9 protein-coding genes and 1 pseudogene are annotated in these 10468 nt (G+C 71.4%); 8 read left to right on the top strand and 2 right to left on the bottom strand.

Features of this window, described 5'->3' with window-relative positions:
* The first annotated feature begins 181 nt into the window (after positions 1 to 181).
* From def to Q0R63_RS15795, 4 genes are read left to right on the top strand one after another with little or no spacing between them, the layout of a single operon-like run.
* On the top strand, positions 182 to 820 hold the full coding sequence (gene def, locus Q0R63_RS15810; RefSeq protein WP_295699255.1) for a peptide deformylase: 639 nt from the start codon (positions 182 to 184) through the stop codon (positions 818 to 820).
* A gap of 7 nt (positions 821 to 827) precedes the next feature.
* A complete protein-coding gene (gene miaA / locus Q0R63_RS15805) occupies positions 828 to 1787 on the top strand; it encodes a tRNA (adenosine(37)-N6)-dimethylallyltransferase MiaA (RefSeq protein ID WP_295699252.1) in 960 nt (319 codons plus the stop codon).
* Positions 1784 to 2650 (top strand): diaminopimelate epimerase, encoded by an 867-nt coding sequence (gene dapF / locus Q0R63_RS15800; RefSeq protein ID WP_295699249.1) that lies wholly within the window; start codon positions 1784 to 1786, stop codon positions 2648 to 2650. The genes miaA and dapF overlap by 4 nt, the downstream gene beginning before the upstream one ends.
* Before the next feature lie 44 nt (positions 2651 to 2694).
* On the top strand, positions 2695 to 4593 hold the full coding sequence (locus Q0R63_RS15795; protein WP_295699247.1) for a primary-amine oxidase: 1899 nt from the start codon (positions 2695 to 2697) through the stop codon (positions 4591 to 4593).
* Between the two features lie 59 nt (positions 4594 to 4652).
* Here the strand turns inward: Q0R63_RS15795 and Q0R63_RS15790 are convergent, their stop codons facing one another.
* The gene (locus tag Q0R63_RS15790) at positions 4653 to 5384 is read right to left on the bottom strand and encodes a nucleotidyltransferase domain-containing protein (protein ID WP_295699245.1); all 732 of its coding nucleotides are present in this window, start codon (positions 5382 to 5384) and stop codon (positions 4653 to 4655) included.
* Positions 5381 to 6001 (bottom strand): methyltransferase, encoded by a 621-nt coding sequence (locus Q0R63_RS15785; RefSeq protein ID WP_295699258.1) that lies wholly within the window; start codon positions 5999 to 6001, stop codon positions 5381 to 5383. The genes Q0R63_RS15790 and Q0R63_RS15785 overlap by 4 nt, the downstream gene beginning before the upstream one ends.
* 52 nt (positions 6002 to 6053) lie before the next feature.
* Here Q0R63_RS15785 and Q0R63_RS15780 point away from each other — a divergent pair, with 52 nt between their 5' ends.
* The 4 genes and pseudogenes from Q0R63_RS15780 to Q0R63_RS15765 all read left to right on the top strand — a co-directional run.
* Positions 6054 to 7070 (top strand): methyltransferase, encoded by a 1017-nt coding sequence (locus Q0R63_RS15780; protein WP_295699242.1) that lies wholly within the window; start codon positions 6054 to 6056, stop codon positions 7068 to 7070.
* Between the two features lie 43 nt (positions 7071 to 7113).
* Entirely contained in the window at positions 7114 to 8595 is a 1482-nt protein-coding gene (gene hflX / locus Q0R63_RS15775; protein ID WP_295699240.1) for a GTPase HflX, read from the top strand.
* A gap of 9 nt (positions 8596 to 8604) precedes the next feature.
* The gene (locus Q0R63_RS15770; protein WP_295699237.1) at positions 8605 to 9090 is read left to right on the top strand and encodes an AAA family ATPase; all 486 of its coding nucleotides are present in this window, start codon (positions 8605 to 8607) and stop codon (positions 9088 to 9090) included.
* A gap of 65 nt (positions 9091 to 9155) precedes the next feature.
* Positions 9156 to 10468 (top strand): annotated as a pseudogene (locus Q0R63_RS15765) (glucosidase); the annotation flags it as partial.

Genomic DNA, 10468 nt, shown 5'->3' with positions numbered 1-10468 from the left:
CATGGGGACCCCTCGTCGTCTCAGGAGGGGCGTGCCGGCCCCTGGTCCTCACTCTGGTCCAGCCGGCCCTGCGGTGTCACCCCGGGGGCGTCGGGGACGTCAACCACCGGTTCACCGAAGACCCGGGAGCGTCATGCGGGTCACATTGAACTCCCGGCATGATCCCTGCTTGACTTCGGGGATGGCCGTGCGTCCCGTCGTCATCACCGGAGATCCGGTCCTCCATCGACCGGCGGGCCGGGTCGAGTCCTTCGACGACGAGCTGGCGCAGCTCGTCCAGGACATGTTCGACACGATGGACGCCGCCCACGGCGTCGGCCTCGCCGCCCCGCAGATCGGGGTGGGCCGGCGCCTCTTCGTCTACGAGATGGCCAACGACGACGGCGCGCCCGTGCGCGGCGTGGTGGTCAACCCGATCCTCATGCTGAGCAAGGTCTCCACGGAACGCCCCGACCCCGATCTCGAGACCGAGGGATGCCTGTCGGTGCCCGGCGAGAGCTTCCCCCTCAAACGGGCCGAGCACGCCCGGGTCAGCGGATTCGACCTGACCGGGGCCCTGCTGGAGTTCGAGGCCACCGGCTGGTTCGCCCGGTGCATGCAGCACGAGTTCGACCACCTCAACGGCAAGCTCTACGTCGACCGGCTGGACGAGCGCTGGTCGAAGAGGGCGCGCAAGGCGATCCGCAAGAACGGCTGGGGCCGCCCCGGTCACAGCTGGATGCCGGGTGTCGACCGCGACCCCTTCGGGCACGACGACCTCGACGGGCCGGAGGGACTCGAGGGCCTCGACGACCGCGGGCACGACGAGCACCTCGTCTGAGCGTGCGGTGACCTCGCAGGGCGGGGCCGGCGGAGGCGCCGACGCGATCGTCGCGGTCGTCGGCCCCACCGCCACCGGGAAGTCCGACCTCGGGCTCGCGCTCGCCGAGCGGCTCGGCGGGGAGGTCGTGAACGCCGACGCCATGCAGCTCTACCGCGGGATGGACATCGGCACGGCCAAGCTGCCCGTCACCGAGCGTCGGGGCGTCCCGCACCACCAGCTCGACGTCCTCGACGTGCGCGACGAGGCGAGCGTCGCGGCATACCAACAGGCCGCGCGCGCCGACCTCGACGCCATCGGGCACCGAGGCCACCGACCCCTCCTCGTCGGTGGGTCCGGGCTCTACGTGCGCGCCGCCCTCGACCGCCTCGAGATCCCTCCCACGGATGCGGCGGTCCGGGCGCGGCTGATGGACGAGCTCGACAGCGAGGGCCTGCCCGCCCTGCGGGACCGGCTGCAGCGGTGTGACCCCGCGGCCGCAGCGACCATCGAGCCGAGCAACGGGCGACGGATCGTGCGTGCCCTCGAGGTCGTCGAGCTCACCGGCCGGCCGTTCTCCGCGACGATGCCCCGGCGCGAGCACCTCGCCCCGACCATCGTCATCGGCCTGCGCGCCGACCGGCCGGTGCTGGACGAACGGATCGGGCTGCGGGTCGCCCGGATGTGGTCGGACGGCCTCGTCGACGAGGTCGAGCGGCTGCTCGCGGTCGGGTTGCGCGATGGGCCGACCGCGTCCCGGGCGCTGGGTTACCGCCAGGCCATCGCCCGGCTCGACGGCCACCTCACGGCCGCTCAGGCGATGGCCGAGACGGCGACCGCGACGCGCCGGTTCGCCCGCCGTCAGGAGTCGTGGTTCCGGCCGGATGCCCGGGTGGTGTGGCTCCCGCACGACGCACCCGACCTCCTCGACCGGGCGCTGGACCTGGTCGCCGCCGGGCCGCTCCCCCCTGCCACACTGGTCCCATGACGAGGACCGCGTTCACCAAGGGCCACGGGACCGAGAACGACTTCGTCCTCATTCCCGACCTGGAGGGAGGTCATGACCTCAGCGAGCTCCAGGTGCAGCATCTCGTCGACCGGCGGTCGGGTCTCGGCGCCGACGGGGTCATCCGCATCGTTCCGACGATCCACGCCACTGAGCCCGACGTGCGTGAGCAGGCCTCTGCGGCAACGTGGTTCATGGACTATCGCAACGCGGACGGCTCGGCCGCAGAGATGTGCGGCAACGGCGCGCGCGTCTTCGCGGCCTACCTGCGCCGCGAGGGCCTCGAGACGGTGCCGAGCTTCTCCATCGCCACTCGCGCCGGGGTCCGTGCCGTCACGACCACTCCCGACGGGTATGCCGTGGACCTCGGCCCGTGGCGCGTGGTCGACGCCGCGGAGGCGAGGGAACGCGGCTTCGGCGCGACCGTCCGCGCCCATGGTGGTGTCGAGCTGCCCGCCCTGAGCCTTGACCTGGGAAACCCTCATGCCGTCGTCATCCTCCCCCCCGAGATCGACCTCAACGGTCTCGACCTGACCCTGCCGCCCGAGGTGTCACCCGAGCCACCTCATGGCACCAACGTCGAGTTCGTGCGCGCGGTCGGCCCGGGTCACATCGCGATGCGGGTCCACGAGCGGGGAGTGGGTGAGACCCGGTCCTGCGGCACCGGCGCCGCGGCCGCGGCCCTGGCCACCCGCTGGTGGGAGGGGGAGTCGGAGGACAACACCGAATGGCTCGTCGACGTGCCCGGTGGTCGGCTCACCGTCCGTGTCCTGCCGGGCCAGCACGTGCAGCTGGCCGGCCCCGCGGTGCTCGTCGCTGACGGGACGATCGAGATCCCCGCCTGAGGGCGGCACACAAGACCCTGCCTCCCGCTCCAGAAAGGCCGACGATGACCTTCCACCCTCTTGACCCGTTGTCCACCAACGAGTTCCGTGCGACAACGGCGGCGCTGTCCCGCGACCACGGAGTCGGCGCAGGATGGCGCTACACCTCGATCGAGCTCGTCGAGCCGAGCAAGACCGAGGTCGTCGCGTTCGAGGAGTCGCAGGTGGTGCCGGAGCGTCGGGCCCGCGCAGTCCTGTTCGACCGGGGGGCCAACCTCACCCACGTCGCCGTCGTCTCGCTCACCGACGACGTCGTCCGCAGCTTCGACGCCCGACCCGGCGAGCAGGCCAACGTGACCCTCGACGAGTGGACGGAGGCCGACGCCGCGTTGCGCGGCCACCCCGACGTCGTGGCCGCGCTCACGCGCCGCGGGATCACCGACCTGGACCTGGTCTTCATGGACACCTGGACCTACGGTGGTGCGCTGGTGCCGGAGCAGTATGCCGGTCGCCGGCTGGGGTGGAGCGACACCTGGGTCAAGGCCTCAGCGGGCGCCAACCCCTACGCCGGTCCCGTGAACGGCCTGCACTGCGTCATCGACCTCGCGACGATGGAGGTCCTCGACGTCGAGGACGGCGAGACCCCGGACCGCCCAGAAGTCATGGGGGAGTATGTCCCTCGCCTCATCCCCGAACGGGTCAAAGAGCGATCCGACCGGCCGCCGCTCCGTCCGCTCGACGTCGTCCAGCCCGAGGGGCCCAGCTTCAGCCTCGACGGCAACCTCGTCGAGTGGCAGAACTGGTCGTTCCGGGTCGGGTTCACCTACCGAGAGGGGATGACCCTCGGCCGGGTCACCTATCGCGACGGTGACCGGGTGCGGTCGATCGCCAATCGGCTCTCCTTCGCCGAGATGGTCGTGCCCTACCGCGACCCCGGGGTCGACCACTACCGCCGGACCGCCTTCGACATCGGCGAGTGGGGACTGGGCTTCATGACCACCTCGCTGGAGCTCGGGTGCGACTGTCTCGGGGAGATCCGCTACCTGGACGCGACGCTCCACGACAGCGCGGGTGAGCCCTACACGATCCCCAACGCGATCTGCCTCCACGAGGAGGACGACGCCATCCTCTGGAAGCACGTGGACCACGACGCCGGGGCCGAGGTACGGCGCTCCAGACGGCTCGTCGCCTCCTTCCACGTGACGGTCGCCAACTACGAGTACCTCATCTACTGGCGCTTCTACCAGGACGGCACGATCGAGAGCGAGGTGCGGGCGACCGGCATCATGGTGGTCAGCCACGTGGCGCCGGGGCAGTCATTTCCCCACGGGACGCTCGTCGACGAGCGGACCTTCGCCCCGTTCCACCAGCACTTCATCGTCGCCCGGCTCGACCTCGACGTCGACGGGACCGGCAACACGGTCATGCGCTCGGAGACCGAGATCGAGCCGATCGGACCGGACAACCCCTACGGCCTGGGGCTCGTCCAGGTCTCTACGCCGATCGAGACCGAGGGGTTCGACGACTCGTCGTGGGAGACCCAACGGACGTGGAAGGTGGTGAACGAGTCGGCCACCAACGGGCTCGGCAGCCACCCGGCCTACAAGCTCGTGCCGACGGGCGCGATCCCGCCGATGTTCGCCCCGGGCTCGCTCGTGCTCGACCGCGCGCAGGTCATCGCGCATACCGTCTGGGTCACGCCCAACGATCCCGAGCAGCGTTGGCCCTGTGGGGAGTTCGTCAACCAGAGCACCGTCGACCACGGCCTCCCGGAGTGGGTGGCGGCTCGTCGCAACGTCCGCGACGCCGACGTCGTGCTGTGGTACGTCTTCGGCATCCACCACATCACCCGGCCCGAGGACTGGCCGATCATGCCCGTCGACGTCGTCAGCTTCGCGCTCAAGCCGTTCGGCTTCTTCGACCGCAGTCCCGCACTCGACGTGGCCCCGAGCCCCGGGCACTGACAAAGACCGCAACAAGTGGAGGGGTGGCGGCGAGGTCGGCCGCGCTCACCTGCCCTCGGTCAGCCGCCCTCGCCGGAGACCCGGTAGCCCTCGAGCAGCCGGCCCCCGACGAGGTCGAGGACCTCGGCGGCCACCAGGACGAGGTCCCCGACATCGCCCGCGACGGCCGACCGCAGCCCCGTGTCGAGCCGGGTCGCCCAGGCCGTCGACAGGTGGCCGTCGAGCTGGACGAGCTCCCGCACCAGCCCCTTGCCCGTGCCGTTCCAGCGCCCGTATGCCGCGAGCACCAGCTCGGCCGCACTCGACCACAGCAGGGTCACGACGGCGGTCCGCTCCCGCGGGTCCACGTCGGGGGAAAGGTCGTCGACGAGATTGGTCACGGCATACCGCAGGACGTCGATCTCGTTCTGCGGCGTGGCTCCCGGGCCGGCGGTGACCTGTCGCAGACAGTCCTCCTGCAGCCGCGCTCCTGAGCCGTCGACGTCGACGAGCACCACGGACTCGCCGATCAGCCGCATGAGCGTCGGCTGCCGCCGGGCGAGGTCCGTGGCGCGGTAGTGCGCGAGGGACGCGTCGGTGTGCACGAACAGCTCGACCGGCCAGGACGCGAACCGGCGGGTGTCGCGGAAAGGCGCGGGCGGGCCGGTCAGCAGGACCGCGATGTCCAGGTCGGAGTTCGCGGTGGCGTCACCCCGGACGATGCTCCCGCCCAACCAGGCGGCCCGGGCATCCGGGAACCATTCGCCGACGCATCGGCGGGCGTCCGCTATCGCGTTCTCCTGACTCATCATCCGCGGAACACCCGCAGGACCCGGAACCCTCGCGCGCTCTCCAAACGGTCGCAGGCCAGCCCTTCGAGCGGTCCCTCCTCATCCGCGATCCAGCGCTGGAGAGAGTCGGCGCCGAGGTTCTTCTGCACGACGAGGTATGCCGCCCCGTCACCAGTCAGGCGCGGCAGCCAGACCCGCAGCATCTCGTGCAGGACCGCCTTGCCGACCCGGATCGGCGGGTTGGACCAGACGAGGTCGAAGCGCACGTCCGGCGGCACGTCCTCCGGTCGGGCGACGACGACCCGGTCGCCGACCCCCAGCGTGTCGGCGTTGGTGCGGGTGAGGGCCAGCGACCGCTCGTTGACGTCCACGGCATACACCGTCGCCTCGGGGGCGAGCATCGCGAGCGAGAGGGTGATCGGGCCCCAGCCGCACCCGAGGTCGAGGAACGTGCCACTGGCCGGCGGCGGCGGCGCCTCGTGGAGCAGGACGCCGGTCCCGGTGTCCACCCGGTCGGAGGAGAAGATCCCGTCGGCCGTCGACACCGTCACCCGGCGGCCGGCGAGCTCGACGCTGAGGGGGCGCCGCTCGTCGGCGCTCGCCGGGGCAGCGGTGAAGTAGTGGTCGCTCACGGGCACCACGATAGAAGCGCACCGGTCCGGCGCGCCGCAGTGGTGCAGACTGCGAACCATGAGCGAGGACGCGCCGGGCCGCGACGAGCTGCGGTCGATGCTGGTCGGCTACCGCATCTCGGCGGCCCTCAGCGTGGCGGCAGAGCTGGGCCTCGCCGACCAGCTCGCCGGCGGGCCACGCACCGCCGCGGACCTGGCCACGGCGGTGTCTGCGGACCCGGACGTCCTGCACCGGCTGCTGCGCGCACTCTCGACCGTCGGGATCTTCGCGGCGCACGCGGACGGGTCGTTCGCCCTCACCCCGCTGGGTGAGGGACTGCGCTCGGACGTGGCGGGGAGCCTGCGCCCCCTCGGGCGAACCCTGCAGGACCCGGCGGTCTGGTCGGCCTGGGGCCACCTGGGTCACAGCGTGCGCACGGGGGCGAACGCCTTCGAGGCGCTGCACGGCATGGAGATCTGGGCGCACCGGCAGGCTCATCCGGAGCACAACGCGATCTTCAACGACAACATGGCCGCCCACAGCGCCCTCGTCGCCGACGCGGTGGCGAATGCCGTCGACTTCTCCACCTGGTCGAGCGTCGTCGACGTCGGAGGCGGCCGGGGGATCCTGCTGGAGGCGGTCCTGGGCCGACACCCGCACCTGACGGGGGTGGTGTTCGACCGGCCTCATGCGCTGCCGCTGTCACCCACGGCAGGGGTGCCGGCGTCGGTCGCGTCCCGTTGGGCCACTGCGAGCGGCAGCTTCTTCGACGCCGTGCCCGCCGCAGACGCCTACCTGCTGAAGTACATCCTCCACGACTGGCCGGACGACCGGTGCGTCGACATCCTGCGATCCTGCCGGCGCACCCTCTCCCGGGGCGGGGCGGTGCTCGTCGTCGAGGCGCTCCTGGGCGACCCGGCATACGAGATCGAGACCGCGTTCGCCGACCTCAACATGCTCGTGCTCCCCGGTGGCCGCGAACGCAGCGAGCAGGAGTATGCCGCGTTGTTCGGGGCCGCGGGTCTCGAGCTCACCGCCGTCATCCCCACGGGCACGCGCATGTCGGTCCTCGAGGCGCGTGGGCAGACGGCATAAAGGCCTCGCGCACGGTGTTTGACCGTGCGACCCTAAGGGAGATATGACTCGACTTTCCAGACGTTCCGACCTGCTCTCCGACCGGGCCGCGGCCATCAGTGCCGAGGCCGACGCCTTCGAGGACGACTACCTCGCGGAGGACTCCGCCGTCCGCCCGCTCTACGACGGCCAGCAGCTCGAGCGCGAGGAGCGCGCGGCGCTGCGCCGTGTCTCCGGGCTCTCCACCGAGCTCGAGGACGTCACGGAGGTCGAGTACCGCCAGCTGCGGCTCGAGCGCGTCGTCCTGGCCGCGGTCTGGACCGAGGGCACGAGTGAGGACGCGGAGAACTCCCTGCGCGAGCTCGCCGCCCTGGCCGAGACCGCCGGGTCGACCGTGCTCGAGGGCGTCATGCAGCGTCGTCAGAAGCCTGACACCGCAACGTTCCTCGGCAAGGGCAAGGCCATCGAGCTGCGCGACATCGTCGCCGCCGAGGGCGCCGACACGGTCATCTGCGACGGGGAGCTCACCCCCGGACAGCGGCGTGCCCTCGAGGACGTCGTCAAGGTCAAGGTCATCGACCGCACCGCGCTGATCCTCGACATCTTCGCCCAGCACGCCAAGAGCAAGGAGGGCAAGGCTCAGGTCGAGCTCGCCCAGCTCCAGTACCTCCTGCCGCGACTGCGCGGCTGGGGCGAGTCGATGTCCCGGCAGGCCGGTGGCCAGGCCGCCGCGGGTCAGGGCATGGGCTCGCGCGGTCCGGGTGAGACGAAGATCGAGCTCGACCGGCGTCGGATCAACACCCGCATCGCCAAGCTGCGGCGCGAGATCATCGCGATGAAGACGATGCGCGACACCAAGCGCCACAGCCGCAAGGCCAGCGCCGTCCCGAGCGTCGCGATCGCCGGCTACACCAACGCCGGGAAGTCGTCGCTCCTCAACCGGCTCACCGGCGCCGGGGTGCTCGTCGAGAACTCCCTCTTCGCCACCCTCGACCCCACGGTGCGTCGCGCCGAGACCGAGGACGGGCGCCCCTACACGCTCGCCGACACCGTCGGGTTCGTCCGCCAGCTGCCGACCCAGCTGGTCGAGGCGTTCCGCTCCACCCTCGAGGAGGTGGCCGACGCCGACCTGCTGCTGCACGTCGTCGACGGCTCGCACCCCGACCCCGAGGGGCAGATCACTGCGGTCCGCACGGTGCTCGCCGACGTCGACGCCTCCGACGTCAAGGAGGTCATCGTCATCAACAAGGCCGATGCCGCCGACCCCGACGTTCTCGACCGCATCCTGCGCCACGAGAAGCACGCCATCGTCGTCTCCGCCCGCACCGGGCAGGGCCTCGACGAGCTGAGAGCCCTTGTCGCAGAAGAGCTCCCGCGTCCTGACATCGAGGTCAAGGCGGTCGTCCCCTATGACCGCGGTGACCTCGTGAGCCGCCTGCACGGCGAGGGTGAGGTGCTGACGACCGAGCACCGGGAGGACGGCACGCTCGTCCACGCGAAGGTGTCGCCGGTCCTGCGGGCCGAGCTCGCGGCATACCTGGTCTGAGGTCGGGTGGTGTCCAGCGGGACCGGACGCCTCGTCCTGCTGTCCGGCCTGCCCGGCAGTGGGAAGTCGACCCTCTCGCGGCGGCTGGAGGCTGACCGGCCGGCCGTCCGTCTCAATCCCGACGAGTGGATGACCGACCTCGCTCTCGACCTCTTCGACGACCTCCTGCGCGAGCGGATCGAGGCGCGGTTCTGGCGGCTGACGCAGCAGCTGACCCTGGCCGGCCTGACCGTGGTGCTCGACTACGGCTTCTGGCTGCGGTCCGAGCGCGACGCCAAGCGCGAGTGGTGCCGCGAGCACGGCGTGGCGGTCGAGATGCACGTGCTGGACGTCCCCCTGGACGTGCTGGTCCGACGGGTCGAGGCCCGCGACGGCGTGACCGAGCCGTATGCCGTGCCGCTCACCCGCGCGCTCCTGGAGAGCTACCTGCCGGCGTTCGACCTCCCCGGCCCCGAGGAGCAGGCGCTCTTCGACCCGCCGCCGGTCGTCGCCTGATCTTGCTCGCTCCCTCTGGTATGCCGTGCAGCCGCGCCGCAGCCGGCGCTGGCACAGTGACCCGTGTGACCACACACCACACCGCGGCGTCCGCGAAATCCTCGACTCCGACGTCCCCGGTGCCACCCACGCCCGAGCACGCCCGACTCGCGGAGTCGCCGGGCGAGTCCGACCCGTGGCGACTCTGGGGCCCCTACGTCTCCGGCCGCCAGTGGGGCACCGTCCGCGAGGACTACTCCGCCGACGGCGACGCGTGGAACGCCTTCCCCTTCGACCAGGCCCACGCCCGCACCTACCGCTGGGGCGAGGACGGCCTCGCCGGTGTCTGTGACCGCTTCGGCTTCCTCAACCTCGCCGTCGCGATGTGGAACGGCCACGACGACCGGCTCAAGGAACGGCTGTTCGGGCTGACCAACGAGCAGGGCAACCACGGCGAGGACGTCAAGGAGTACTGGTGGCACGTCGACGCCACCCCCACGCACTCGTGGGCCCGCTGGCTCTACCGCTACCCGCAGGCCGCCTTCCCCTACGCCGACCTCATCGCCACCAACGCGGCCCGCACCCGTGAGGACGACGAGTACGAGCTCGCGGACACCGCTGTCCTGGCTCAGGATCGGTTCTTCGACGTCGAGGTCACCCACGCGAAGGCCGGCCCCGAGGATCTCCTGATGACGATCACGGCCACCAACCAGGGCCCGGACGCCGCACCACTTCACCTCGTGCCCCAGCTGTGGTTCCGCAACACGTGGTCGTGGGGCCGGGACGACCGGCGACCGTCCCTTCGCGTCACCCACCCCCTCGACCTCGGCGAGGGTGCCGTCCGCGTCGTCGAGACCGACCACGGCCTGCTCGGTCGCTACACCCTGTATGCCGAGGGCGAACCGTCGATCCTGGTGTGCGACAACGAGACCGATGCTCAAACCCTCTTCGGCAGCACCAACCTCTCGCCCCACCCCAAGAACGCGGTCGACCGGGCGATCGTCCACGGTGACCTGTCGACGCTGGCCGGTGACGGTGTGGGCACGAAGGCCGCCCTGCACTACGTCTTCGACGCCGTCGGCCCGGGGGAGTCGCTCACCGTGCGACTGCGGCTGGTCGCGGGCAACCGCCCGGCCCGGCCGTTCGCCTCCTTCGACACCGTCATGGCCGACCGGCGCGCTGAGGCCGACGCCTTCTACGACGTCGTCATCCCCGCCGCGGTCGACGCGGTCGACCGGCATACGGCGCGACGGGCCTTCGCCGGGCTGCTGTGGGGGCGCCAGCTCTACCGTTACGACGTCAGCGACTGGCTCGAGGGCGACCCCGCCTCGCCGCCGCCACCGGAGTCCCGGCGGGGCAAGGAGCCCTGGGGTCGCAACTCCGCGTGGCGACACCTGTC

The sequence above is a fragment of the Lapillicoccus sp. genome (genome assembly GCF_025353065.1).
GTDB lineage: Bacteria > Actinomycetota > Actinomycetes > Actinomycetales > Dermatophilaceae > Lapillicoccus.
The sequence above is the reverse complement of the archived record's forward strand: the minus strand, read 5'-3'. Positions and strand labels throughout refer to the sequence as shown.

What these genes read in the sequence shown, in the direction of transcription:
- def (WP_295699255.1), top strand. Translation starts at nt 182, where the DNA reads ATGGCCGTGCGTCCCGTCGTCATCACCGGAGATCCGGTCCTCCATCGA.
- dapF (WP_295699249.1), top strand. Translation starts at nt 1,784, where the DNA reads ATGACGAGGACCGCGTTCACCAAGGGCCACGGGACCGAGAACGACTTC.
- Q0R63_RS15795 (WP_295699247.1), top strand. Translation starts at nt 2,695, where the DNA reads ATGACCTTCCACCCTCTTGACCCGTTGTCCACCAACGAGTTCCGTGCG.
- Q0R63_RS15790 (WP_295699245.1), bottom strand. Translation starts at nt 5,384, where the DNA reads ATGATGAGTCAGGAGAACGCGATAGCGGACGCCCGCCGATGCGTCGGC.
- Q0R63_RS15780 (WP_295699242.1), top strand. Translation starts at nt 6,054, where the DNA reads ATGAGCGAGGACGCGCCGGGCCGCGACGAGCTGCGGTCGATGCTGGTC.
- hflX (WP_295699240.1), top strand. Translation starts at nt 7,114, where the DNA reads ATGACTCGACTTTCCAGACGTTCCGACCTGCTCTCCGACCGGGCCGCG.